Source organism: Pseudomonas argentinensis, assembly GCF_001839655.2.
Lineage (GTDB): Bacteria > Pseudomonadota > Gammaproteobacteria > Pseudomonadales > Pseudomonadaceae > Aquipseudomonas > Aquipseudomonas argentinensis_B.
In genome coordinates this window covers 878,401-902,042 of record NZ_CP056087.1, presented here as the reverse complement: position 1 = coordinate 902,042, position 23,642 = coordinate 878,401, and the positions used below count along the sequence as shown (strand labels likewise).

Genomic DNA, 23,642 nt, shown 5'->3' with positions numbered 1-23,642 from the left:
CAGCATGGCCCTACGCTCGGAAATCCTCGCCCACAAACTCGAACTGCCCAGCGCCGAGCAGGCCTTGCCTGGCCGCGAAACGCCGATCTCGGTACCCGACGCCCACTTCGTCAACGGCAACCCGCTGCAGGGCCCTTTCCCCGCCGGCCTGCAGAGCGCCCTGTTCGGCCTCGGCTGCTTCTGGGGCGCCGAGCGGCGTTTCTGGCAGCAGCCGGGCGTCTGGACCACGGCGGTGGGTTACGCCGGCGGCCATACGCCGAACCCGACCTACGAGGAGACCTGTTCAGGCCTGACCGGTCACGCTGAGGTCGTGCTGGTGGTATTCGATCCCAAGCTGACCCGCTACGAAGACTTGCTCAAGGTGTTCTGGGAAGTGCACAACCCGACCCAGGGCATGCGCCAGGGCAACGACATCGGCAGCCAGTATCGCTCGGCCATCTACTGCCTTGACGAGCAGCAACTCGCCGCCGCCAGGCACAGCCAGGAGCAGTTCCAGGAGGAGCTGCGCAAGGCCGGCCTCGGCGAGATCACCACGGAGATCGCGCCGGCGCCGACCTTCTACTATGCTGAGGCTTATCATCAGCAATACTTGGCCAAGAACCCGGAAGGTTATTGCGGCCTGGGCGGTACGGGTGTATGCCTGCCACCTCAATCCTGAATAGGAGCAGACGGACGTGGAGCTGAGCAGCATTGCCAGCCAGCTATCGAGTCAGGCATCGGCGCAGATTTCCGCGCAGATGTCGCTCCTGCTGCTGCGCAAGACACTTGAGCTACAGAGCGCCAGCATCAGCGGCCTGGTACAGGTCGCTGCACCGGTCAGCGCTCCCGCCAATCCGCCAAACCTGGGTAACAGCATCGACGTGATGGCTTGAAGAACTGCTGCCATCACCTCGACTGCCGGCTAAACTGTGGGCAATTAGCCAGCTAACACGAGCACGGCATGCCCGCCAACCTGCCTTACATCTCCCCCAATCAACTCTGTATCGGCCTCTATGTTCATCTGGACCTGAGCTGGTGGGAGCACTCGTTCGCCTTCAGCAACTTCAAGATCAAGGACGAAGGCCAGCTCAAGCAGCTGCGTACTCTGGGCCTCAAGCGCCTGCGCTATGACCCGGCGCGCAGCGACTGCGAGCCACTGACCCTGGCTGAAACGCCGGTGCCGGCGCCCGCCGCCCCGCCACCGCCGCCCGATCCTCAGGAGCAGGCACGGCAGACACGGGTCAAGCAGCTCAGCGTGCTGCGCAAGCGCCTGTCCGAAGTCGATCGCGCCTTCATCCAGGCCAGCCAGCGGGTCAAGACCCTCAACCAGAGCCTGCGCAACCAGCCGGAAGAATCGGTCAAGCAGGCCGGCGCACTGGTCAATGAACTGGTAGCCACCATGCTCGGCGAGGACGGCGTCGCCCTGCACAGCATCACCGGCAAGGCCGCCGAAGACGCCTATGTGCATTCGCTGAACGTCACCGTGCTGTCGATGATGCTCGGCCGCCAGCTGGGCCTGGATGCCGAGGCCAGCCACATGCTCGGCATGGGTGCCCTGTTGCACGACATCGGCAAGCTGGAGATGCCCAGCAAGGTGCTGCTCAAACCTCCACCGCTGACCCGCGCCGAGCAGCAATTGCTGGAAATGCACACGCTGTACGGCAAGCGCATGGGCGAGAAGCTGATGCTCGACGACGATGTGCTGCGCATCATCCATGAGCACCATGAGCACTGTGACGGCAGCGGTTATCCACAGCAGTTGCGAGAGGCGTCCATCGGCCGTTTGAGCCGGATCGTGTGCATCGCCAACCACTTCGACAACCTGTGCAATCCGCTCGACCCGCGGGTGGCGCTGAGCCCCCACGAAGCGCTGGCGCGGATGTTCCTGCCGCAGTATCGGGTGCGCTTCGACGATGTCGCCCTGAAAGCCTTTATCCGCTGCATGGGCGTTTACCCGCCCGGCAGCCTGGTGCAGCTCGAGGACGAGCGCTACGCGCTGGTGCTGGGCATGCACCCGACGCTGCCCCTGAAACCGACCCTGATCATCTACGATCCGGCCGTGCCCAAGGAGGAGGCGTTGATCGTCAATCTGGAGGCCGAGTCGAAGCTGGCCATCGCAGCGAGCATTCGTCCCTCGCAGTTACCGCCCGAGGCCCTCGAATACCTCAACCCGCGCCAGCAGCTGACCTACTACGTCGATCCACGACGCCGCTAGGGTCTGTTCTCGCTGCAACGCGGCTCGCGCTGAAACGGGAACAGACCCTAGCCCTATGCCTGCTGCTCGGCGATCAGCCAGTCGAGCCGCCAGCTGCCGTGGCTTTGCGCCAGGCGCTCGGCCAACCAGGGCAGCAGTTCGCGCAGTTCTTCTTCCAAGCCCCATGGTGGATTGCTGATCAGCAGGCCCGAGCCGTTGAGGCGCCCGGCGTCGTCGGCCGGATGGACGAAGAGCTCGGCGCGCAGCAGTTTCGGCGCCGCGCTCTTTTCCATATCCCGGTAGAAACGCTTGAGCTGGCGTTCGTCCTTGATCGGGTACCAGACTGCCACGATGGTCTGACGCATGCGTCCGATGGCTTCGTTGAGCGCGGTGACGCAGCGCTCCAGCTCATCGGCCTTCTCGAACGGCGGGTCGATCAGCAGCACCGCGCGCTTCTCGCGGGTCGGCAACAGGGCGCGCGGCAGGTGCCAGCCCTCGCCCAGGTGCACGGCCACGCGGCGGTCGCCGGCCATGTTTTCCTTGAGCGCCTGGCCGTCGTCCGGGTGTTTCTCGTTCAGGTGCAGGCGATCCTGCTCGCGGGTCTGCAGGCGGGCCAATTCGGGCGAACCCGGGTAATGGCGCAGCACGCCATCGGGGTTCATGGCGCGAATCACTTCCAGGTAATCGAGCAGCGGCTCGGGCGCATCAGCAGCCTCCCACACGCGACCGATACCTTCGCGCCACTCACCGGTGCGGCTGGCCTGGTCGCCTGCCAGGTCGTACAGGCCAACGCCGGCATGGCTATCCAGGTAGGCGTAGGGCGCGTCCTTGCGCGCCAACAGCGCGAACAGGCGGCACAGCACCAGGTGTTTGAGCACATCGGCGTGGTTGCCGGCGTGGAAGGCATGGCGGTAGTTCATCATCGACTCCTGAGCAGGAGGCGAATTGTAGCCGGCCTGGGCGCCTGGTGCAGCGCCTGCCCGACGCCGTTCGACTTCTCCCCGGGTATCACCGGTTTCGATGATGCTGGCGGCATCTGGGCCGGCCCCTAGACTGGCCTCATTCCAGCGGAGAACCACCATGTCCGATACCCTGCTCAGCGCCCGCAACCTGGCATTCGAACTCTACGAAGTGCTCGACGCCGAGGTACTCAGCCAGCGCCCGCGCTTCAGCGAGCACAACCGGGAAACCTTTGACGCCGCCCTGGGCACGGCGCGCAGCATCGCCGAAAACCTGTTCGCCCCGCACAACCGCAAGAACGACGAGCACGAGCCGCAATACGTCGACGGCGGCGCCAGACTGATCGCCGAGGTCAAACCGGCGTTGCAGGCCTTCAACGAGGCCGGCTTCCTCAACGCCACGCGAGACTTCGAGCTGGGCGGCATGCAGCTGCCCAACCTCTTGTCCCAGGCCTGCTTCGCGCATTTCCAGGCTGCCAACATCGCCACGGCGTCCTACCCGTTGCTGAGCATGGCTGCCGCCAACCTGATCGAGGCCTTTGGTGATGAAGCGCAGAAGCGCCGTTTTCTGCAGCCGATCATCGACGGGCGCTTCTTCGGCACCATGGCGCTGACCGAGCCCCACGCCGGCTCCTCCCTCGCCGATATCCGCACCCGCGCCGAGCCGGCAGGCGATGGCAGCTACCGCCTCAAGGGCAACAAGATCTTCATCTCCGGCGGCGATCACGACCTCAGCGAGAACATCGTCCACCTGGTGCTGGCTCGCCTGCCCGATGCACCGGCCGGGGTGAAGGGCATTTCGCTGTTTATCGTGCCGAAGTTCATGGTCGAAGAAGACGGCAGCCTCGGCGCCCGCAACGACGTGACCCTGGCCGGCCTGTTCCACAAGATGGGCTGGCGGGGCACCACCTCCACGGCACTGAACTTCGGCGATCAGGGCAATTGCGTAGGCTATCTGGTCGGCAAGCCCCATGCCGGGCTGTCCTACATGTTCCAGATGATGAACGAGGCGCGCATCGGCGTGGGCATGGGCGCGGTGATGCTCGGCTATGCCGGCTACCTGTACTCGCTCGACTACGCCCGCCAGCGACCCCAGGGGCGGCTGCCCGACGCCAAGCAGGCCGGCGGCCAGGTGGCGATCATCGAGCACGCCGACGTGCGGCGCATGCTGCTGACCCAGAAAGCCTACGTGGAGGGCGGCTTCGACCTGGTGCTGTATTGCGCCCGTCTGGTCGACGACAGCCAGACCCTGGAAGACGCCGGCCAGCGCGAGCAGGCCGCCCAGCTGCTCGACCTGCTGACCCCCATCGCCAAGTCCTGGCCGTCCGAGTACTGCCTGCAGGCCAATGCCCTGGCGATCCAGATTCTCGGCGGCCACGGCTACACCCGCGATCACCCCGTGGAGCAGTACTACCGCGACAACCGCCTCAACCCGATCCACGAGGGCACCCACGGTATCCAGTCCCTCGACCTGCTGGGCCGCAAGGTCGGCCAGCACGGCGGCGCGGCGCTGCAGGCGCTGCGTCAGCGGATCAACGACACCTGCCAGCGCGCCGAGCCATTCAGCGAACTGGACGCCCTGCGCCAGCCCTTGCAGGCCCTGCTGGCTCGGGTGTCCGAGGTGACCCTCGGCCTGCTCGGCGATCTGCAGCAGGGCCACGTCAACACGGCCCTCGCCGACTCGGCGCTGTACCTCAAGGCCTTCGGCCACCTGGTACTCGGCTGGCGCTGGCTGGAACAGGCGCTGCGCGCCGAACAGGGGCGGCTGGCCGGCAACGGCGCCGATGCCGACTTCTACGACGGCAAGCTGCAGACCGCGCGCTACTTCCTGCTCAGGGAAGTGCCCGGTTGCCACCACGACCTGGATATCCTGGCGCGCCGCGACGATACCTGTCGGGCGATGCAGGACGCCTGGTTCTGAAATGAAAAACGGGCCCTTGCAGGCTGCGATCAGCGCGCGGTGATCACCGGTGCGCTGAGCTTCTCCAACAGGCTGGCTTGCGCGCTGCGCGAGTTCTGGTTGCCGGTTGGCGACAGCCGCAGGTAGCGGCCATCGGGCTGCAGTACCCAGGCGTGGGTGTTGTCGGTGAGGTAGGCCTCCAGTTCCTTCTTGACCCGGGTGATGAGCTTCTTGCCCTCCACCGGGAAGCAGGTCTCCACCCGCTTGTCGAGGTTGCGCTCCATCCAGTCGGCACTGGACAGGTAGATCAGCTCGTCACCGCCGTTGAGGAAGTAGTAGACGCGGGTGTGCTCCAGGAAACGGCCGATGATCGAGCGCACCTGGATATTGTGCGACACCCCGGGAATGCCCGGGCGCAGGCAGCACATGCCGCGCACCACCAGGTCGATCTTCACGCCGGTCTGGCTGGCCTTGTACAGGGCGCGGATGATCTTGGCGTCGGTCAGCGCGTTGAACTTGGCGATGATGTGCGCCGGCTTGCCCTCGGCGGCGCTCGCCGTCTCCTTGGCGATCAGGTCGAGCAGGGTCTTCTTCAGGGTGAAGGGCGCGTGCAGCAGCTTCTTCATGCGCAGGGTCTTGCCCATGCCGATCAGCTGGCTGAACAGCTTGGAGACGTCCTCACCCAGCGCCACGTCGGCGGTCAGCAGGCTGTAGTCGGTGTACAGCCGCGCGTTACCGGCGTGGTAGTTGCCGGTACCGAGGTGCGCGTAACGACGGATTTCGCCATTCTCGCGGCGCAGGATCAGCATCATCTTGGAGTGGGTCTTGAAGCCGACCACGCCGTAGATCACCACCGCACCGGCGGCCTGCAGACGGCTGGCCAGAGCCAGGTTGGATTCTTCGTCGAAGCGTGCACGCAGCTCGATCACCGCGGTCACTTCCTTGCCGTTGCGCGCGGCTTCCACCAACGCGTCGACGATTTCCGAGTTGGCGCCCGAGCGGTACAGGGTCTGCTTGATCGCCAGCACGTGGGGATCCTTGGCCGCCTGGCGCAGCAGATCCACCACCGGGGTGAAGGACTCGAAGGGATGCAGCAACAGGATGTCCTGCTTGCTGACCACGTTGAAGATGTTCTCGCTGTTCTGCAGCAGCTTGGGGATCACCGGGGTAAAGGGGGCATGCTGCAGTTCCGGGTGACTGTCCAGGCCGGTGATGCTGAACAGGCGCGTCAGGTTGACCGGGCCATTGACCTGATAGAGCTCGTGCTCCGACAGGCCGAACTGCTTGAGCAACTGGTCGGTCAGGTGCTTCGGGCAGCTGTCGACCACTTCCAGGCGCACGGCATCACCGTAGCGGCGGCTGAACAGCTCGCCACGCAGGGCGCGCGCCAGGTCTTCGACGTCCTCGGTGTCGACCGACAGGTCGGCGTTACGGGTCAGGCGGAACTGGTAGCAGCCCTTGACCTTCATGCCGGGGAACAGGTCATCGGCGTGGGCATGGATCATCGACGACAGGAAAACATAGTTGGCGCCCGGACCACCCACCTCTTCCGGCACCTTGATGATGCGCGGCAGCAGGCGCGGCGCCGGGATCACCGCCAGACCGGAGTCGCGACCGAAGGCGTCGACGCCTTCCAGCTCGACGATGAAGTTCAGGCTCTTGTTGACCAGCAGCGGGAAGGGGTGCGTCGGGTCGAGGCCGATCGGCGTGATGATCGGGGCGATCTCGTCACGGAAGTAACGGCGCACCCAGGCCTTGTGCTTGGTCGTCCAGTAACGGCGACGGATGAAGTTGATACCGTGCTTGGCCAGCTCCGGGAACAGCACGTCATTGAGGATGGCGTACTGACGGCCAACCTGCTCGTGCACCAGATCGGCGATGCGCGACAGTGCCTGATGCGGCTGCAGGCCGTCAGCGCCGGCCTGCTCACGGGCGAAGTTGATCTGCTTCTTCAGGCCAGCGACGCGAATCTCGAAGAACTCGTCGAGGTTGCTGGAGAAGATCAGCAGGAACTTCAGGCGTTCGAGCAACGGGTAGGACTCGTCCAGCGCCTGTTCCAGCACGCGGATGTTGAACTGCAGCTGCGACAGTTCGCGATGGATGTACAGGCTGCTGTCATCCAGGCTGGGCACGGCCACGGGTGCTGCCGCGGTTTCGACTACGGGTGTTTCCACGACTGCTTCCACCGGCGCTTCGTCGATCACCGGCAGGCTGATGGCCGGCACATCGAGCTGTTCGTTCTCACTGAGTCCTTCGTTGCTCATTGAATTACCCTGGAGGGGCTACTGCCCCTGTCGTATGAGTTCGGCCGCACGCACGGCGAAATAGGTGAGGATGCCATCGGCACCCGCTCGTTTGCAGGCGGTCAGCGACTCGAGAATCACCGCCTCGCTCAGCCAGCCATTCTCGATGGCGGCCATGTGCATCGCGTATTCGCCGCTGACCTGGTAGACAAAGGTCGGCACCTTGAATTCGCTTTTGACCCGGGAAACGATGTCCAGATAGGGCATGCCCGGCTTGACCATGACCATGTCGGCGCCTTCGGCCAGGTCGCTGGCCACCTCGTGCAGCGCTTCGTCACTGTTGGCCGGGTCCATCTGGTAGGAGGCCTTGTTGGCCTTGCCCAGGTTCAGCGAAGAGCCCACCGCGTCGCGGAACGGGCCGTAGTAGGCGCTGGCGTATTTGGCCGAGTAGGCCATGATCCGCACGTTGACGTGATCGGCCAGCTCCAGGGCCTCGCGAATCGCCTGGATGCGCCCATCCATCATGTCCGAGGGGGCAACCACCTGGGCGCCCGCCTCGGCATGGGACAGTGCCTGCTTGACCAGCGCATCGACGGTGATGTCGTTCTGTACGTAACCGTCTTCGTCGAGGATGCCGTCCTGGCCGTGGGTGGTGAACGGGTCCAGCGCCACATCGGTGATCACCCCCAGCTCGGGGAAGCGCGCCCGCAGTGCGCGGGTGGCGCGCTGGGCGATACCGTCCGGGTTCCAGGCTTCGCTGCCGTCGAGGCTTTTCTTTTCCGCGGGGGTGACCGGGAACAGCGCCAGGGCCGGGATGCCCAGCGCCACCCACTTTTCCGCTTCCTGCAGCAGCAGGTCGATGGACAGCCGCTCGACGCCCGGCATGGACGTGACCGCCTCGCGCTGATTCTCGCCGTCGAGCACGAACACCGGCAGGATCAGATCATTGGTGGTCAGCACGTTCTCGCGCACCAGACGCCGGGAGAAGTCGTCGCGACGATTGCGACGCAGGCGGGTGGCAGGGAACAGGCGGTTGGCGGGGGTAAAGCTCACGGCAGACTCCTGGGCCCGCTCGAGCGGGCGAAGTGTGACAGTTATAAGCGGCCATTATGACTATATGATGACGGCCATAACGAATACTGCGACGGCGCGTCGCAGCCCATAAGGCACATCCCACGCGGTAAAAAGCTCGTGAAGCCGCGGCGGCCGGGAGCAAGCCTGGCGCGTGGCTATTTCACAGGATTTCGACAAATGCTGTTTTAGCCTGTCGAACGGCGTAGCCTTGCCACCCCATTTTCGACGGTCATCTCCCATGCTGGAAAATCTGCTGCAGCACTTCGGTTACCCGGCGTTGGCGCTGGGCACCTTTCTCGAGGGCGAAATGTCACTGTTGCTGGCGGCCTACCTGGCGTTGCGCGGCATCCTGCAGATCGAGCTGGTGATCCTGTTCGCCTTTCTCGGCACCTATGCCAGCGACCAGCTGTGGTTCCATCTGGGCCGTCGGCATGGCCGCCGCATTCTCGAGCGCAAGCTCAAGTGGCAGGCCCTGAGCGACAAGGCCCTGGTGTACCTGCGCCGCCACCCGGATCTGTGGGTGCTGGGCTTTCGTTTCTTCTATGGCATGCGCACGGTGATGCCACTGGCCATCGGTATTTCCGGCTACCCGCGGCGCCGCTACGTGATTCTCGACGCCATCGGTGCGGCGATCTGGGCCATGGTGCTCGGTACCCTGGCCTACAAGCTCGGTCGCGCCCTGGAGGGCCTGCTCGGCGAACTGCACCAGGTGCAGTTCTATCTGTTCGGCGCCCTGCTGGTGATCGGCCTCGGCGTCTGGTTGTACCGACGTAGACAGCGCCAAGGCTGAAGCGCGATGCTTGACTGAAGCCAGCCCCAGGTTCAAAAGGCTGTAACAATTGGCTGACTGGCCAGTCATAACATCAAGCAGGTTTTTCCCCGGCGAACGCCCCGCTCACCCGTGCCACGTGGGGCTCGCCCTTCATCAGGAGTTGGTCGATGAACAAGAAAGTTGCAGTGATTCTTTCCGGTTGTGGCGTCTACGACGGCTCGGAGATCCACGAAAGCGTCATCACCCTGCTGCGCCTCGATCAGCGCGGCGTCCAGGTGCAGTGCTTCGCCCCCGATATCGACCAGGCCCACGTGATCAACCACCTCAACGGCGAGGAAATGCAGCCCGCCCGCAACGTGCTGGTGGAATCGGCGCGCATCGCCCGCGGCAACATCAAGGACGTGCGCGAACTGCGTGCCGACGACTTCGATGCGCTGATCGTGCCGGGCGGCTTCGGCGCCGCCAAGAACCTCTGCGACTTCGCAGGCAGGGGCGCCGATTGCAAGGTGCAGGCTGACGTGCTGGCCGCTGCGCAATCCTTCGTCAGCGCCGCCAAGCCGGTCGGCCTGATCTGCATCGCCCCGGCCATGGCCGCGCGCATCTTCGGCACCGGCGTGACCTGCACCATCGGCAACGACGCCGAGACCGCCGCCGCACTGACGCAAATGGGCACCGAGCACGTGGACTGCCACGTCGAGGACATCGTCGAAGACACCGAGCACAAGCTGGTGACCACCCCGGCCTACATGCTTGCCAAGTCCATCGCCGAAGCGGCCTCGGGCATCAACAAGCTGGTCGATCGCGTGCTGGAACTGACCCACGAATGACGACCAGCTGCGCGTCGGCTCTGCGGCGTCAGAACGGGTTCGCAATGCTCATGTACAAAAGTACACGCCGCTTTTTCGCCTTTTTTTGCGGGGGCGCCTAGGGTCTGTTGACGTTTCAGCGCGAGCCGCGTTGCCGCGAGAAATCTCGCCAGGCTAGGCGGAGGACGCAGGGAATGGACTAGCCGTCCGCGTTTTCCCTTGCCAAGTCCTCCAACAACGCATGGCGAGATTTCTCGCGCAACCTAGGCGGCCCCACCCGAAGGGCCGGGCCCGTTTTTGCGCGATGCGGCGTTACTCGATGGCTCATTTGGCCCACCAAACTTCGCATCTCGTGCCTTGCCTCGCGCAAAAACGGGCTCCGGCGCGGCCGTGCGTGAAACGTCAACAGACCCTAGCCCTTGCAGAGCCCTAGCTCGCAAGCTCGTCAGTGAATAAGGGAAACCTCAACCCCGCGCTAAACGCGTCAGCAGACGATCCAGGGAGTTGGCAAAGGCCTGGCGATCCTTGTCGCCATAGGTCGCCTGTCCACCGCCGACGTGGCCTTGCTCACGCAGGTCGGTGAACAGGTTACGCACCGCCAGGCGCTCACCCATATTGCGCTCGTCGAACTCGCGACCGCGGGGATCCAGCGCCACCACGCCCTTCTTCACCAGGCGATCTGCCAGCGGCACGTCGCTGCAGATCACCAGCTCGCCCGGCACGGCGTGCTCCACCAGGTAATCGTCGGCCGCATCCGGGCCGCTGGGTACCACGATCAGTTTCACGCAGGCGAAATTGGGGCGCGCCACCGCCTGACCGGCGACCAGCACCACGTCGAAGTTACGCTTGAGGGCGAACTTGACCACCTGATCGCGGGCCAGCCGGGGGCAGGCGTCGGCATCGATCCAGACACGCATGCTCAAACGGGAGCGCGGCGCACGGTGGCGAGCAGCGCTGCTGCACCCACGAACAGCGCACCAAAGCTGCGGTTCATGATGCGCTGCTGACGCGGTGTGCGCAGCAGGCGCAGCACGCGTACGGCCAGGCCGGTGTAACCCGCCATGACGATCAGGTCGACGGTGACCATGGTCACGCCGATGACCAGGTACTGCTCGGTCAGCGGCGCATGGGGATTGATGAACTGCGGCAGCACCGCGAGCATGAAGACGATGGCCTTGGGGTTGCCGAAATTCACCAGAAAGCCGCGCAGCACCAGGCTCAGCGGCCGGCCGATGGGGCGCTCGCCGCTGACGCTCATGTCGGCAGGCAGAGCGCGCCACTGGCACCAGCCGAGGTACAGCAGGTACACCACGCCAAACCATTTGATCAGGGTGAAGGCCAATGCCGAGGTGGCCAGCACCGCGCCGACACCTGCCGCGACGATGGCGATCTGCAGCGCCAGGCCCAGCTGCAGGCCCAGGGCGTTCCAGTAGCCGCGCCAGAAGCCGTATTGCAACCCCGCCGACATCGAGGCGATGGCCCCGGCGCCCGGCGACAGGCTGATCAGCCAGCAGGCGACGAAGAAAGCGAGCCAGGTGTCCAGAGCCATGATGGTGACCTCGATGACGGGTTATTCGAAACGTCGAAACTACCTCAATTGCCGTCATGCCGTCAGGGGGCGCGAAGGCTATTTCATAGGTGGCGTACAGGGCTTTCCAAAGCCGCGGCGCCTCGGATCAGGATTCGATCTTGCCCGCCGTCGGCAGCTCGCCGTTGCGCCAGCGGCGTACCGCTTTCTGGAAGAACAGGCTGTTGGGAATCTGCAGCCAGGTGCCCGGTGCATCGCCGGTCAGGTCTTCCAGGGTGGTATAGAACAGGTTGATGGCCAGCACGCGGCCGCGCACGCCCGGCTTGTCGGCGCTTTCCAGCACCTCCACGCAGTCGCCGATGCGAAACGGCCCGAGGGCGAAGATCAGCAACGTGCAGAACATGTTGGACAGCACGCTCCAGATCGCGAAGAAGGCGATCGCCGCCACGGCCACGAAACCGGTCAGCGCGCCCCACAGCACCTGGGCGGAGACGCCGAGGCGCTCGAGCACCAGCATGATGGCGCTGCCCAGGATCAGCCAGCGGGTCAGGCCCCGCAGCGGCATCAGCAGCTCCGGCGGCAACTGTGGGTAGCGCTGGCCCAGGCGGGTGATGCCGCGGGTGAGGATACGCTGGGCGACCCACGCCAGGATGAGGATCAGCAGCACCTGGCCGGCGCGCATCAGCGGCTGGCTCCAGGATACCAGCCAGGCCCAATCGATCAGCTCCAGGTTCAAACCACGGCCTCCAGTTCACGTTGCAATGCTTCGAGGGTTTCCAGGGCTTCGAGCCAGCCCTCTTCCAGTTCGGCCTCGCGCGCCTTGAGCTGCGCCTGTTCGGCCAGGGCCTGGCGCAGCTCGTCCTTGCGGGCGGCCTCGTAGAGGCCACTGTCACCCAGGCGCTCTTCCAGCGCCGCAAGCTTGGCCTGCACCTGACCGAGTTCGGCTTCGAGCTTGTCCGCCGCCTTCTTGTGCGGCGCCAGTTGCTGGCGCAACGCCGCGGCCGCCTGGCGCTGGCCACGCTTGTCGTTGCCGGCACCTGCAGCGGGCGCAGCGGCGAGCGGCGCAGTCTGACGCTGGCGATAATCGACCAGCCAGCGGGCGTAATCCTCAAGGTCGCCGTCGAACGGCGCCACGCGGCCATCGGCGACCAGCAGGAATTCGTCGGTGGTGCTCTTGAGCAGGTGCCGGTCGTGGGAGACCACCACCACGGCGCCGGCGAACTCCTGCAGGGCCATGGTCAGCGCCAGGCGCATTTCCAGGTCGAGGTGGTTGGTCGGCTCGTCGAGCAGCAGCAGGTTGGGCTTGCCCCAGGCGATCAGCGCCAGGGCCAGGCGCGCCTTCTCGCCGCCGGAGAAATTCACCACCGGCTCGTCGCAGCGCGGGCCGCGGAAGTCGAAGCCACCGAGGAAATCACGCAGGGTCTGCTCGCGCTCGGTCGGCGCGATGCGCTGCAGGTGCAAGAGCGGGCTGGCCTTGTCGTCCAAGGCGTCGAGCTGGTGCTGGGCGAAATAGCCGATCACCAGGTTCTCGCCACGGGTCAGGCTGCCACCCAGCGGCTGCAGCTCGGCGGAAAGGTTCTTGATCAGCGTCGACTTGCCCGCGCCATTGGGGCCGAGCAGGCCGATGCGCGCCCCCGGCACCAGGCTCAGCTTGACCTGCTGCAGGATGGTCTTGTCACCGTAGCCCAGGCGGCCTTCGCTGAGGCTGAGCAGCGGCGTGGAGATCTTGTCGGCCTCGCGAAACACGAAGTCGAAGGGCGAATCGACGTGGGCCGCGCTCAGCTCCTCCATACGTTCCAGGGCCTTGATGCGGCTCTGCGCCTGGCGGGCCTTGGTGGCCTGGGCCTTGAAGCGGGCGATGTACTTTTCCATGTGCGCACGCTGCGCCTGCTGCTTCTCGTAGGCTTGCTGCTGCTGGGCCAGGCGTTCGGCGCGGGTGCGCTCGAAGGCCGAGTAGCCGCCGCGATAGAGGGTCAGCTTGCGCTGCTCGACATGGGCGACGTGATCGACCACGGCATCGAGGAAGTCGCGGTCGTGGGAAATCAGCAGCAAGGTGCCCGGGTAGCTCTGCAGCCAGCCTTCGAGCCACAGGATCGCATCCAGGTCCAGGTGGTTGGTCGGCTCGTCGAGCAGCAGCAGATCGGACGGGCACATCAGCGCCTGGGCCAGGTTCAGGCGCATCCGCCAGCCACCGGAGAAGTCGCCGACCCTTTGACCCATCTGCCCGTTGTCGAAGCCCAGGCCAGCCAGCAGCTTGCGCGCCCGGGCATCGGCGGTATAGCCGTCGGCGCTGTCCAGCTCGCTATGCAGGCGGGCGATGGCCGCGCCGTCATGGCCCTGCTCGGCGGCGGCCAGCTCGGCCTGCACACGGCGCAGGTTGTGGTCGCCGTCGAGCACGTAGTCCACCGCCAGGCGGTCGAGGGTATCGACCTCCTGGCGCATATGGGCGATGCGCCAGTCACCGGGCAGCAGACAATCGCCCGAGTCCGGCGTCAACTCGCCGCGCAGCAATGCGAACAGGCTGGACTTGCCGGCGCCATTGGCACCGATCAGACCGGCCTTGTGGCCGGCGTGCAGGGTCAGCTCGGCGTTTTCGAGCAAACGCTGAGGGCCACGCTGTAGGGTAAGATTCTGGAGTCGGATCATAATGGCGGCGGATTCTACCAGAGTCCCCCGCCACATACTCGGAGCACGCATGAGCGCTGACCTGTGGACCTTCGCCACGACCCTCTACGCCCGCCCGGGCGTGGAAGCCGCCTGCCTGGAACTGCAGGCCGCTGGCGCAGACGTCTGTCTGGTTCTGTGCGGGCTGTGGCTGGACAGCCGTGGTGTGGCCCACGACCCCCATCGCGAAGCCCAACTGCGCAGCATCGCCGAGCCCTGGCAACGCGAAGTGGTGAAGCCTTTGCGTGCAATGCGCCAGGCCTGGCGCAACGAGGCTAGCCACGATTCGGCCCTGGCCGGCCTGCGCGAGCAGGTGAAAAAGCTGGAGCTGGATGCCGAGCGGCAGCAAATGATGCGCCTGCAGGCCCTGAGTACTGACTGGCCTGTCTCAAGTTGTGATCAGCCACGGGCTTGGCTGAACGCTTTGGCCCCAAGTGATACGACTACCGCACATGGTGCGAGCGACATTTTATACGCGGCACGCTAGCGGCAAGGATGGCCATGGCCATGAATTCTATTGCTTTTAGCACTCTCATCGAACTGGCCGACCACGCTGGCCATACCCTGAAACAGCGGCAATAGGGAGCAATTTGCTCAGCACGAAACAATCGTCAATTGCCCCCTTGTTTACGCCAGAGCGCTATCGCCACGTGAGCGCTTTCAAAGCCTCATCAAGACGCACAACTCACTGCTGGACGTAACGCACCAACGGTCGGCCATTGAGCGGCTGGATCTTACGGTTGTTATGGCTATAGCGCGCATTGAAACTTGCGATCTGCGCCTTCGACAAAGTGACCGGCGTGTCCATGAGGTACCACTCGACGTTTTCAGTCAGAGGTGGCGTGGTGAGCGAGCCGAGATAATGGTGGTAGCTCCTGTTCGCGGGGAGCATCACGGCTATATCCTCCCTTTCGATTTCGCCACCGTGGGCGCCTTCAAGCGCATCGAGAACCTCACCAGCCAAGCGGTTTGGTTCGCCTTCGCGGTACATGACACCAATCACCGCAAGCCGCCCATTCTTGGCCTTGAACACAAAATGTCCCTCCATCGGAAACGACTGCCCATTGAAGGTGTGCTCACTCATGGCATGGAAGTGGAACTGTGCAAGCTCGAAATGGCGCCCGCGGATCCTTGCATTAGGCCCATTGGTTTCCACCTCAACGGCATGGCCATTATCAACCACCTTGAGGGCTGCTTCGGTATTGCGTAAGACGATTTCCTGCGATTCCTCGGGATCGCCCTCGATTGCCATATCGGAACGAATATCCACAGGCGACTGGGCGATGGCGGGTGGTGGTGTCCACTTTTCCTGGTTGTCATAGTCAATTTTCTCGGCAGACGCCGACATTGAGCAAACGATGGCCAACGTAGTCACGGCGAACGAAAGAGGTATGCGCATAGGGTTCTCGATGGCAAAAAGCGAGCGGAGCATCCGCACTGACAAATAAGATTCAAATCAGAACCAATGAAAGCCTAACCACACAATAGTCAATGAGCCCGCATAGCGCACTCGGCGCTCACACTGAAAAAAGCCCAGCGATCCACCCGGGTTGATCTAATGCTTGGTGTAAGCCCTGCTGGGCATAGCTCTGTCCAAGCCTGGTGCCCATGCATCAGGCACTGACGTTGCTCATAAGGGCGCTCAGGTGACTTGCCACGGGTCGTGGGAAGTGTTTGGGGATATGCCTTGCAGGCTTATTCAGGTTATCCAGCTGATTTTTCATAGCCTGTTTTGGGGGCTTATCAGCATCCGTCCCCTTTCCCTCTGGCCGGGTTCAGGGCTGGGCGCAGGCGTCAAAGGGCGGATCAGCTTTATTCGCGAAATCCATGGCCAGATCCGTGTCTACATCTACCCAGCAGGTGCAACGCCGATGGGCTTTCGGCGGTCTGCTAGGCTGACGGCCAGGACAATGGAGACCCCATGCCCCGCACCACCCGCCACCTCACCCTCGCCAATGGCCTGCAGTTGAACCTGCGCCACGCGCCGCACCTCAAGCGCAGCGCCGCGGCCCTGCGCATCCATGCCGGCAGCCACGACGCGCCGGCGCGCTGGCCGGGGCTGGCGCATTTCCTGGAGCACCTGCTGTTCCTCGGCACCGCACGCTTCCCGCTGGAAGACGGCCTGATGCGCCACGTCCAGCGCCTGGGCGGTGAGGTCAACGCCAGTACCGCGGAGCGGCACACCGATTTCTTCTGCGAGGTGCCGCCTGGCGCCCTGGATGGCGCGCTGTTGCGACTGTGCGACATGCTCGCCGCGCCGTTACTGGACCTCGAGCGCCAGCGCCGCGAGCGTGACGTGATCCACGCCGAGTTCATCGCCTGGTCACGGGACCCGCAAGCACAACGGCGCTTCGCCCTGCTGCAGGCGGTCTCGCCCCGCCATCCGCTGAGTGGCTTCCAGGCCGGCAATCGCTACAGCCTGCCGCTGCAGGCGGCCGCGTTCCAGCAGGCCCTGCAGGCTTACCACCAGCGCTTCTACCAGGCCGGGCAGATCACCCTGAGCCTCGCCGGGCCCCAATCGCTGGCCGAGCTGGAGCAGCTGGGGCGCCGCCACGTGGCGCTTTTCGCCCCCGGCAGCCGCCAGCCGCGGGGTGCGCCTGGGCCCCTGCTCGACGGCCCGCTGCGCCTGCGCGCGGGCAGCGCGCCCCACGGCGACCTGCTGTTCGCCCACGAGGCCCTGCCGGTGGGGGCACTGCAGGCGCTGGACCTGCTGCTCAGCCTCCTGCGTGACAGCCGACCGGGCGGCTGGCTGGCCGAGCTGCGGCGGCGCGGCTGGCTGCAGGCCTGCTCGTCCCAGCCGCTGTATGCCCATGCCGGCCAATTGCTTTGGCACATCCAGCTGCACCTGACGCCCTCGGCCTGCGCGAACCAGGCGCAGGCCCTGCTGCATGGCTGGCTGGGTTTCATCCGCCAGCAGGATCCCCAGCGCCTCAACAGCGCCTTCGGCCAGCGGCAACGGCACTGCGCCCAGGCTGCCAGCGCCCTGCAACTGGCGCGCCGCGACAGCGCCGGGCAGCCCCTGCAGGAACTCGATCGGCAGGGCCTGGAAGCGCTGGACGCGCTACTCGACGATCTGCCGCGGGGCGACCTCGGCAGCTGGCACCTGCCGGCGGGCGAGCCGCTACTGACCAAGCCGGCCGCGCCCCATGCGCCGCTGCCCGCCGGGCTGGTCATCGACAGCAGCCTGCCGGCCTGCCGACAATTCGCCGCGCTCTACCTGCGCTGGCAGATCGGCTCGCCGCTGCGCCAGCACTTCCAGGTGATCGCCGAACGGGCCCTTGGCACCTTGCGCGAACGTGCCGAACAGGCAGCGGTGCATCTGGCTTTCACCGCTGCTGGCGAGTATTGGCAGTTGCAGATCAGCGGCCCGCCGGATGCGGTGATCCGCGCCAGCGGTGAAGCCCTGCAGCGGCTGGGCCACCCGGATCCTGAAGATTGGTACGCCAGGGCCGAAGAACGGCCCGCCGCGATGCCGATCCGCGCCCTGCTGGAGGCACTGCCAGGGGCGTTGCAGGCCAGTGAAGCGACCCCACAACCCGCCTGCAGCCTCGACCAGGCGCTGCTCGACGGGCTCTGGCAGCAGGCCCGCCGGCAGGGCCTGGCCATCGGCTTCGACGAAGCCCGCCACGGCACGCTCGGGGCCGCGCTGCACGGCATCATGGGTCAGGCGCACACCCTGCACAGTGAACCGTACCCGGCAGAGCGGCGCTGGCTGTCGGTGGGCACGCCCGGCGAGCAAGCCGCGCTGCTGCTGTTCTGCCCGCTGCCACCAGAGCTACAGGCCACCGGCCGCCTGCTCGGGCACCTGCTGCAGGGGCCGGTGTACCAGCGACTGCGTGTCGAGTTGCAGCTCGGCTATGCGGTGTTCAGCGGCTTCCGCCAGATCGCCGGTTATGGCGGGCTGCTGTTCGGCGTGCAATCCCCGCACACCGGCCATGGAGAACTGCTCGACCACCTGCTGACGCTGCTTGGCGAGGGCGTGCGTCTCGACCCGCTGGCCCGCCAGCAACTGGCCGAGCAGTTCGATGAGCCGGCCATGAGCAATGCCGAGGTGGCCGACTGGATCTGGCAGACCTGGCTGGCTGGCGAGGAACCGGCATTACCCCGGCTGCGGGGTGCCATCCTCGAGGTCGGTCAGCAGCACCTCGACGCCTTGCTGCATCAGGTGATCGATGCCCGTCACGGCTGGCTGTGCCTGGCCAACCAGGCCACGGCGCCCGACCGCTGGCCGTGGGTGCGGGCATCCTGAGCCGTCAGTTGCTCGGACCACAGGCGCCAGCAAGATCCTGCAACCTTCGTCAGGTGGAACCTCCCGGGGCGGATGACGCCCAATAAGGAGCCGGAGCCCGCCAACCCGATCCGCAAGGAACAAGGCCAGGCGGCGCCAGCCTGCATGCCCTGACCTGTGTCTCGGCACCCAACCGGAAGGAGCAACGCCATGTGGACCAAGCCTGCTTACACTGACCTGCGCATCGGTTTCGAAGTCACCATGTACTTCGCCAACCGCTGAGCGACCCAGTGATGCGACGCCCCGGCATGCCGGGGCGTCATCGTTTTCAGGACAGGAAGTAACCATGTACATCCAGATTCTCGGTTCCGCGGCTGGTGGCGGCTTTCCCCAGTGGAACTGCAACTGCGTGAACTGCAAGGGCTATCGCGATGGCACCCTGCGCGCCACCGCGCGTACCCAGTCGTCGATCGCCCTGTCCGATGACGGCGAGCACTGGATCCTGTGCAACGCCTCACCGGATATCCGCGCCCAGCTGCAGGCCTTCGCGCCGATGCAGCCGGCCCGTGCGCTGCGTGATACCGGTATCGATGCCATCGTGCTGCTCGACAGCCAGATCGATCACACCACCGGTCTGCTCAGCCTGCGCGAAGGCTGCCCGCACCAGGTGTGGTGTACCGACATGGTCCATCAGGATCTGAGCAGCGGTTTTCCGCTGTTCAACATGCTCAGCCACTGGAACGGCGGGCTGGCATGGAACCGCATCGCCCTCGAAGGCAGCTTCGTGATCGACGCGTGCCCCAACCTCAGCTTCACCCCCTTTGCCCTGCGCAGCGCCGCGCCACCCTATTCGCCGCACCGCTTCGACCCGCACCCCGGTGACAACCTGGGCCTGCTGGTCGAGGACACCCGTACCGGCGGCACGCTGTTCTACGCCCCAGGCCTCGGCCAGGTCGACGACGAGCTGCTGCGCATGATGCAAGGCGCCGATTGCCTGCTGGTCGACGGCACGCTGTGGGAAGACGACGAAATGCAGCGCCGCGGCGTCGGCACCCGCACGGGTCGAGAGATGGGCCACCTGGCGCAGAACGGCCCGGGCGGCATGCTCGAGGTGCTCGACGGCTTGCCGCGCCAGCGCAAGGTGCTTATCCATATCAACAACACCAATCCGATCCTCGACGAGGATTCGCCGGAACGGGCCGAGGTCCAGCGCCGCGGCGTGGAAGTCGCCTATGACGGCATGAGCATCGAGCTGTAAGGAGCCCCCATGAGCGACGCGCTAGCGATGTCCCCCAGCGAATTCGAACAGGCCCTGCGCGCCAAGGGCGCCTACTACCACATTCACCACCCCTACCACGTGGCGATGTACGAAGGCCGTGCGAGCCGCGAGCAGATCCAGGGCTGGGTGGCCAACCGCTTCTACTACCAGGTCAACATCCCGCTGAAGGACGCCGCGATCCTGGCCAACTGCCCGGATCGCGAGGTACGCCGCGAGTGGATCCAGCGCCTGCTCGATCATGACGGCGCCCCCGGCGAGGACGGCGGCATCGAGGCCTGGCTGCGCCTGGGCCAGGCGGTGGGCCTCGACCCGGATCAGCTGCGCTCCCAGGAGCTGGTGCTGCCCGGCGTGCGCTTTGCCGTGGACGCCTACGTCAACTTCGCCCGTCGCGCCAGCTGGCAGGAAGCCGCCAGCAGCTCGCTGACCGAATTGTTCGCCCCGCAGATCCATCAGTCGCGCCTGGACAGCTGGCCGCAGCACTATCCGTGGATCGACCCGGCCGGCTACCAGTACTTCCGCACCCGCCTCGGCCAGGCCCGGCGCGACGTCGAGCATGGCCTGGCCATCACCCTGCGCCACTACACCACCCACGCCGGCCAGCAGCGCATGCTGGAAATCCTCCAGTTCAAGCTGGATATCCTGTGGAGCATGCTCGATGCCATGAGCATGGCCTACGAGCTGAACCGCCCGCCCTATCACACCGTGACCCCGGAACGGGTCTGGCACAAGGGAATCGCCCCATGAGTTTCGACCGCAACCGCGTGCCCAGCTGGCGCCCGGGCTACCGCTTCCAGTACGAGCCGGCCCAGCAGGGCCATGTGCTGCTGTACCCCGAGGGCATGATCAAGCTCAACGACAGCGCCGGCCTGATCGGCGGGCTGATCGACGGCCAGCGCAGCGTGGCGGCCATCATCGAGCAGCTGCAACGTCAGTTCCCCGACGCGCCGGAAGTCGGCGACGACATCGATCAATTCATGGAGGTGGCCCGTGCCGAGCACTGGATCAGCCTCGCCTGAGGTGCCGGTCGGCCTGCCCCTGTGGCTGCTCGCCGAACTTACCTACCGCTGCCCGCTGCAGTGCCCGTACTGCTCCAACCCGCTGGACTTCGCCAGGCAGGGCCAGGAGCTGAGCACCGCGCAGTGGTTCAAGGTGATGGCCGAGGCGCGGCAAATGGGCGCCGCGCAGATCGGCTTTTCCGGTGGCGAGCCCTTGGTGCGCCAGGACCTCGCCGAGTTGATCGGCGAAGCACGCCGGCTCGGCTACTACACCAACCTGATCACCTCCGGCATCGGCCTGACCGAGCAGAAGATCGCCGCCTTCAAACAGGCCGGCCTGGATCATATCCAGATCAGCTTCCAGGCCAGCGACGAGCAGGTCAACAACCTGCTGGCCGGCTCGAAGAAAGCCTTCGCCCAGAAGCTGGAGATGGCCCGCGCGGTCAAGGCCCACGGCTACCCGATGGTGCTGAACTTCGTCACCCACCGCCACAACATCGACCGCACCGACCGTATCATCGAGCTGTGCCTTGCCCTCGAAGCGGACTTCGTGGAACTGGCCACCTGCCAATTCTACGGCTGGGCGCAGCTCAACCGCGCCGGCCTGCTGCCCACCCGCGAGCAGCTGCAGCGCGCCGAACGCGTCACCAACGACTACCGTGAGCGCCTCAAGGCCGCAGGCAACCCGTGCAAGCTGATCTTCGTCACGCCGGACTACTATGAAGAGCGCCCCAAGGCCTGCATGAACGGCTGGGGCAGTATCTTCCTGACCGTTACCCCGGACGGCACCGCCCTGCCCTGCCATGGCGCGCGCCAACTGCCCATCGCCTTTCCCAATGTGCGCGAGCACAGCCTGCAGCACATCTGGTACGACTCGTTCGGCTTCAACCGTTTTCGCGGCTTTGCCTGGATGCCCGAGCCGTGCCGCTCCTGCGATGAAAAGGAGAAGGACTTTGGCGGCTGCCGCTGCCAGGCCTTCATGCTCACCGGCGATGCCAGCAATGCCGACCCGGTGTGCAGCAAGTCCGACCGTCACGGCGTGATCCTCGCAGCCCGCGCGCAAGCCGAGCACGCCAGCCAATCCATCACCGACCTGGCCTTTCGCAATGAACGAAACTCACGCCTCATCGCCAAGAGCTGAGCCCCTCAGCGCCGCCGAGGCGGTAGCCGCCGCCGGCGACTTCGCCGAGCTGCGGGCAGGCCCCGCCGGCCTGGTATGGAACGCCTTCGACCCCGCGGACGGCAGCTGCCGCCTGTGGTTATGGCGGGGGGCGGCTGCGCAATGCCTGACCCCGGACGGCTTCAGCGTGCGCAGCCGGGTCTACGAATACGGCGGCGGCGCCTTCTGCCTGGGCCGCGACAGCCTGGTGTTCGTCAATGACGCCGACCAGCAGCTCTACCTGCAGCCCCTGGCTGGCGGCATGCCCCGCGCGCTGACCCAGGGCGAGCGCCGCTACGGCGATCTGCTGCAGGCCGGCGAGCAGGTGCTCGCGGTCGAGGAAAGCCACACCGCTGGGCGGGTCGAGCATCGACTGGTGGCCATCGGCCTAGGCGAAGGCGAAGGCGAAGGCGAAGGCGAAGGCGGCCGCAGCGTGCTCGCCGAAGGCGCCGACTTCTATGCCGCGCCGGTGCTCAGCGAAGATGGCCGGCAGCTGGCCTGGATCCAGTGGCAGCGACCAGCCCAACCCTGGACGGCTACGCATCTCTACCACGCCCGCCGGCAGGCCGACGGCAGCTGGGGCGAAGTACGCTGCGTGGCGGGCGACACGGGCGAGGAGCAGGCCCTTCAGCAGCCCGGCTTCGACGCCAGTGGCCGCCTGTACTGCCTGTCCGACCGCAACGGTTTCTGGCAACCCTGGGGCGAGCGCGAAGGCGCCTGGCAGGCACTGCCCGCCGCCGCGGCCGATCACGCCGGAGCCCCCTGGCAACTCGGCGCCTGCAGCTGGATACCCCTTGGCCCGGAAAGCTACCTGGCCAGTTGGTTCGAGGACGGCTACAGCCGCCTGAGCATGCGCCGGGAGGATGGCAGCCTGCAGCACTACGCCAGCGCCTACAGCCGCTTTCGCAGCCTGGCCGTGGATCGCGAGCACCTCTACGTCATCGCCGCCAACCCGCTCGCTCCGTCCGCCGTGCTGGCGATCCGTCGTGACGATGGCCAGGTCAGGGTACTCGCCGGCGGGCGCTCGCCGCTGCCGCCCGAGCGGATCAGCCAACCACAGCCGCTGGATTACGCCAGCGGCAACGGCCAGGCCCGCGGCTTCTTCTACCCCGCGCAACAGGGCGAAAGCCGGCCGCCGCTGCTGGTGTTCATCCACGGTGGGCCGACCTCGGCCTGTCACCCGGTGTTCGACCCGCGCATCCAGTACTGGACCCAGCGCGGCTTCGCCGTCGCCGATCTCAATTACCGCGGCAGCACCGGCTACGGCCGGGAATATCGCCAGGCGCTAGAGCACAATTGGGGCGTGGTAGACGTCGAGGATGCCTGCGCGGTGGTCGCGCACCTGGCCGAGCGCGAGCTGATCGACCCGGCCAGGGCCTTTATCCGCGGTGGCAGCGCAGGCGGCTACACCACCCTCTGCGCGCTGATGCATGGCGGCGTGTTCCGCGCCGGGGCCAGCCTGTATGGGGTCAGCGACCCACTGGCCCTGGCCCGCGTCACCCACAAGTTCGAAGGCGACTACCTCGACTGGCTGATCGGCGACCCGCAGCGCGACGCCGAACGCTATCGCCAGCGCACCCCGCTGCTGCACGCCGAGCGTATCGAGGTGCCGGTGATCTTCTTCCAGGGGGAGCTCGATACCGTGGTGGTTCCCGAACAAACCCGCGCCATGCTCGCCGCCCTGACAGCCAATGGCATCGAAGCCGAGGCGCATTTCTATCCCGGCGAACGCCACGGCTTCCGCCAGGCCAGCAACCTGGCCCATGCCCTGGACGCGGAATGGCGCTTCTACTGTCGAGTGCTGGAGCAGCAATAAAACTGTTTCACCTAAAGAGCACTGGCGCCCACCGGGGTCAGCGCAA

General features: G+C 65.7%; 22 protein-coding genes. 14 read left to right on the top strand and 8 right to left on the bottom strand.

The features are described 5' to 3' along the window. The first annotated feature begins 4 nt into the window (after nucleotides 1-4). The 3 genes from msrA to SA190iCDA_RS04150 all read left to right on the top strand — a co-directional run bounded on the left by msrA (nucleotide 5) and on the right by SA190iCDA_RS04150 (nucleotide 2,194). A complete protein-coding gene (gene msrA, locus SA190iCDA_RS04160) occupies nucleotides 5-658 on the top strand; it encodes a peptide-methionine (S)-S-oxide reductase MsrA (protein WP_070885130.1) in 654 nt (217 codons plus the stop codon). Nucleotides 659-674: 16 nt separating this feature from the next. Continuing rightward, nucleotides 675-872 carry a putative motility protein gene (locus SA190iCDA_RS04155; protein ID WP_070885129.1) on the top strand — a complete coding sequence of 66 codons (198 nt, stop codon included), beginning with the start codon at nucleotides 675-677 and terminating at the stop codon, nucleotides 870-872. A gap of 68 nt (nucleotides 873-940) precedes the next feature. Then, nucleotides 941-2,194: an HD-GYP domain-containing protein gene (locus SA190iCDA_RS04150; RefSeq protein ID WP_070885128.1), complete on the top strand. Its 1,254-nt coding sequence runs from the start codon at nucleotides 941-943 to the stop codon at nucleotides 2,192-2,194. A 53-nt stretch (nucleotides 2,195-2,247) separates the two neighbouring features. On the opposite strand, the gene SA190iCDA_RS04145 is transcribed toward SA190iCDA_RS04150, so the two are convergent. After that, nucleotides 2,248-3,093: a 23S rRNA (adenine(2030)-N(6))-methyltransferase RlmJ gene (locus SA190iCDA_RS04145; protein WP_070885127.1), complete on the bottom strand. Its 846-nt coding sequence runs from the start codon at nucleotides 3,091-3,093 to the stop codon at nucleotides 2,248-2,250. Nucleotides 3,094-3,253: 160 nt separating this feature from the next. Between SA190iCDA_RS04145 and SA190iCDA_RS04140 the strand changes: the two genes are divergently transcribed. After that, complete coding sequence (locus tag SA190iCDA_RS04140) at nucleotides 3,254-5,053, top strand: acyl-CoA dehydrogenase (RefSeq protein ID WP_070885126.1); 1,800 nt, start codon at nucleotides 3,254-3,256, stop codon at nucleotides 5,051-5,053. Between the two features lie 29 nt (nucleotides 5,054-5,082). Here the strand turns inward: SA190iCDA_RS04140 and ppk1 are convergent, their stop codons facing one another. Further along, nucleotides 5,083-7,296 (bottom strand): polyphosphate kinase 1, encoded by a 2,214-nt coding sequence (ppk1, locus tag SA190iCDA_RS04135; RefSeq protein ID WP_070885125.1) that lies wholly within the window; start codon nucleotides 7,294-7,296, stop codon nucleotides 5,083-5,085. Nucleotides 7,297-7,314: 18 nt separating this feature from the next. Continuing rightward, nucleotides 7,315-8,328, bottom strand: coding sequence for a porphobilinogen synthase (gene hemB, locus SA190iCDA_RS04130; protein WP_070885124.1), 1,014 nt, complete (start codon nucleotides 8,326-8,328; stop codon nucleotides 7,315-7,317). 259 nt (nucleotides 8,329-8,587) lie between these two features. On the opposite strand from hemB, the gene SA190iCDA_RS04125 reads away from it, so the two are divergent. Beyond that, nucleotides 8,588-9,139 (top strand): DedA family protein, encoded by a 552-nt coding sequence (locus SA190iCDA_RS04125; protein WP_070885123.1) that lies wholly within the window; start codon nucleotides 8,588-8,590, stop codon nucleotides 9,137-9,139. Nucleotides 9,140-9,288: 149 nt separating this feature from the next. Continuing rightward, nucleotides 9,289-9,948 carry an isoprenoid biosynthesis glyoxalase ElbB gene (gene elbB / locus SA190iCDA_RS04120; protein WP_070885122.1) on the top strand — a complete coding sequence of 220 codons (660 nt, stop codon included), beginning with the start codon at nucleotides 9,289-9,291 and terminating at the stop codon, nucleotides 9,946-9,948. Nucleotides 9,949-10,391: 443 nt separating this feature from the next. Here the strand turns inward: elbB and SA190iCDA_RS04115 are convergent, their stop codons facing one another. The 4 genes from SA190iCDA_RS04115 to SA190iCDA_RS04100 form a co-directional block, all read right to left on the bottom strand. Then, nucleotides 10,392-10,844 (bottom strand): YaiI/YqxD family protein, encoded by a 453-nt coding sequence (locus SA190iCDA_RS04115; protein ID WP_070885121.1) that lies wholly within the window; start codon nucleotides 10,842-10,844, stop codon nucleotides 10,392-10,394. 2 nt (nucleotides 10,845-10,846) lie between these two features. After that, nucleotides 10,847-11,476, bottom strand: a complete 630-nt coding sequence (gene rhtB / locus SA190iCDA_RS04110) for a homoserine/homoserine lactone efflux protein (RefSeq protein WP_070885120.1) — start codon at nucleotides 11,474-11,476, stop codon at nucleotides 10,847-10,849. A 127-nt stretch (nucleotides 11,477-11,603) separates the two neighbouring features. Further along, entirely contained in the window at nucleotides 11,604-12,137 is a 534-nt protein-coding gene (locus SA190iCDA_RS04105; RefSeq protein ID WP_139159464.1) for a mechanosensitive ion channel family protein, read from the bottom strand. Between the two features lie 50 nt (nucleotides 12,138-12,187). Then, nucleotides 12,188-14,101, bottom strand: a complete 1,914-nt coding sequence (locus SA190iCDA_RS04100) for an ATP-binding cassette domain-containing protein (protein ID WP_070885119.1) — start codon at nucleotides 14,099-14,101, stop codon at nucleotides 12,188-12,190. A gap of 49 nt (nucleotides 14,102-14,150) precedes the next feature. Here SA190iCDA_RS04100 and SA190iCDA_RS04095 point away from each other — a divergent pair, with 49 nt between their 5' ends. Beyond that, nucleotides 14,151-14,606: a TIGR02444 family protein gene (locus SA190iCDA_RS04095; protein WP_070885118.1), complete on the top strand. Its 456-nt coding sequence runs from the start codon at nucleotides 14,151-14,153 to the stop codon at nucleotides 14,604-14,606. Nucleotides 14,607-14,804: 198 nt separating this feature from the next. Here SA190iCDA_RS04095 and SA190iCDA_RS04090 read toward each other — a convergent pair whose 3' ends face one another. Beyond that, nucleotides 14,805-15,518 carry a carbonic anhydrase family protein gene (locus tag SA190iCDA_RS04090; RefSeq protein WP_070885117.1) on the bottom strand — a complete coding sequence of 238 codons (714 nt, stop codon included), beginning with the start codon at nucleotides 15,516-15,518 and terminating at the stop codon, nucleotides 14,805-14,807. Between the two features lie 522 nt (nucleotides 15,519-16,040). Between SA190iCDA_RS04090 and pqqF the strand changes: the two genes are divergently transcribed. From pqqF to SA190iCDA_RS04055, 7 genes are all read left to right on the top strand, one after another. Beyond that, nucleotides 16,041-18,368, top strand: a complete 2,328-nt coding sequence (gene pqqF / locus SA190iCDA_RS04085) for a pyrroloquinoline quinone biosynthesis protein PqqF (protein ID WP_070885116.1) — start codon at nucleotides 16,041-16,043, stop codon at nucleotides 18,366-18,368. A gap of 189 nt (nucleotides 18,369-18,557) precedes the next feature. After that, a complete protein-coding gene (gene pqqA, locus SA190iCDA_RS04080; protein WP_003243383.1) occupies nucleotides 18,558-18,629 on the top strand; it encodes a pyrroloquinoline quinone precursor peptide PqqA in 72 nt (23 codons plus the stop codon). A gap of 64 nt (nucleotides 18,630-18,693) precedes the next feature. After that, complete coding sequence (gene pqqB, locus SA190iCDA_RS04075) at nucleotides 18,694-19,605, top strand: pyrroloquinoline quinone biosynthesis protein PqqB (protein WP_070885115.1); 912 nt, start codon at nucleotides 18,694-18,696, stop codon at nucleotides 19,603-19,605. Nucleotides 19,606-19,614: 9 nt separating this feature from the next. Then, nucleotides 19,615-20,370 (top strand): pyrroloquinoline-quinone synthase PqqC, encoded by a 756-nt coding sequence (gene pqqC / locus SA190iCDA_RS04070; protein ID WP_070885114.1) that lies wholly within the window; start codon nucleotides 19,615-19,617, stop codon nucleotides 20,368-20,370. Next, nucleotides 20,367-20,642, top strand: coding sequence for a pyrroloquinoline quinone biosynthesis peptide chaperone PqqD (gene pqqD / locus SA190iCDA_RS04065; RefSeq protein ID WP_070885113.1), 276 nt, complete (start codon nucleotides 20,367-20,369; stop codon nucleotides 20,640-20,642). The genes pqqC and pqqD overlap by 4 nt, the downstream gene beginning before the upstream one ends. Beyond that, entirely contained in the window at nucleotides 20,614-21,762 is a 1,149-nt protein-coding gene (gene pqqE / locus SA190iCDA_RS04060) for a pyrroloquinoline quinone biosynthesis protein PqqE (RefSeq protein WP_083329746.1), read from the top strand. Before pqqD ends, pqqE begins: the two co-directional genes overlap by 29 nt. Continuing rightward, nucleotides 21,728-23,596 (top strand): alpha/beta hydrolase family protein, encoded by a 1,869-nt coding sequence (locus SA190iCDA_RS04055; RefSeq protein WP_070885111.1) that lies wholly within the window; start codon nucleotides 21,728-21,730, stop codon nucleotides 23,594-23,596. The genes pqqE and SA190iCDA_RS04055 overlap by 35 nt, the downstream gene beginning before the upstream one ends. The last annotated feature ends 46 nt before the right edge of the window (nucleotides 23,597-23,642 follow it).

What these genes read in the sequence shown, in the direction of transcription:
- msrA (WP_070885130.1), top strand. Translation starts at nt 5, where the DNA reads ATGGCCCTACGCTCGGAAATCCTCGCCCACAAACTCGAACTGCCCAGC.
- SA190iCDA_RS04150 (WP_070885128.1), top strand. Translation starts at nt 941, where the DNA reads ATGCCCGCCAACCTGCCTTACATCTCCCCCAATCAACTCTGTATCGGC.
- SA190iCDA_RS04145 (WP_070885127.1), bottom strand. Translation starts at nt 3,093, where the DNA reads ATGAACTACCGCCATGCCTTCCACGCCGGCAACCACGCCGATGTGCTC.
- SA190iCDA_RS04140 (WP_070885126.1), top strand. Translation starts at nt 3,254, where the DNA reads ATGTCCGATACCCTGCTCAGCGCCCGCAACCTGGCATTCGAACTCTAC.
- ppk1 (WP_070885125.1), bottom strand. Translation starts at nt 7,296, where the DNA reads ATGAGCAACGAAGGACTCAGTGAGAACGAACAGCTCGATGTGCCGGCC.
- SA190iCDA_RS04125 (WP_070885123.1), top strand. Translation starts at nt 8,588, where the DNA reads ATGCTGGAAAATCTGCTGCAGCACTTCGGTTACCCGGCGTTGGCGCTG.
- elbB (WP_070885122.1), top strand. Translation starts at nt 9,289, where the DNA reads ATGAACAAGAAAGTTGCAGTGATTCTTTCCGGTTGTGGCGTCTACGAC.
- SA190iCDA_RS04115 (WP_070885121.1), bottom strand. Translation starts at nt 10,844, where the DNA reads ATGCGTGTCTGGATCGATGCCGACGCCTGCCCCCGGCTGGCCCGCGAT.
- rhtB (WP_070885120.1), bottom strand. Translation starts at nt 11,476, where the DNA reads ATGGCTCTGGACACCTGGCTCGCTTTCTTCGTCGCCTGCTGGCTGATC.
- SA190iCDA_RS04105 (WP_139159464.1), bottom strand. Translation starts at nt 12,137, where the DNA reads ATGCGCGCCGGCCAGGTGCTGCTGATCCTCATCCTGGCGTGGGTCGCC.
- SA190iCDA_RS04100 (WP_070885119.1), bottom strand. Translation starts at nt 14,101, where the DNA reads ATGATCCGACTCCAGAATCTTACCCTACAGCGTGGCCCTCAGCGTTTG.
- SA190iCDA_RS04095 (WP_070885118.1), top strand. Translation starts at nt 14,151, where the DNA reads ATGAGCGCTGACCTGTGGACCTTCGCCACGACCCTCTACGCCCGCCCG.
- SA190iCDA_RS04090 (WP_070885117.1), bottom strand. Translation starts at nt 15,518, where the DNA reads ATGCGCATACCTCTTTCGTTCGCCGTGACTACGTTGGCCATCGTTTGC.
- pqqF (WP_070885116.1), top strand. Translation starts at nt 16,041, where the DNA reads ATGCCCCGCACCACCCGCCACCTCACCCTCGCCAATGGCCTGCAGTTG.
- pqqB (WP_070885115.1), top strand. Translation starts at nt 18,694, where the DNA reads ATGTACATCCAGATTCTCGGTTCCGCGGCTGGTGGCGGCTTTCCCCAG.
- pqqC (WP_070885114.1), top strand. Translation starts at nt 19,615, where the DNA reads ATGAGCGACGCGCTAGCGATGTCCCCCAGCGAATTCGAACAGGCCCTG.
- pqqD (WP_070885113.1), top strand. Translation starts at nt 20,367, where the DNA reads ATGAGTTTCGACCGCAACCGCGTGCCCAGCTGGCGCCCGGGCTACCGC.
- SA190iCDA_RS04055 (WP_070885111.1), top strand. Translation starts at nt 21,728, where the DNA reads ATGAACGAAACTCACGCCTCATCGCCAAGAGCTGAGCCCCTCAGCGCC.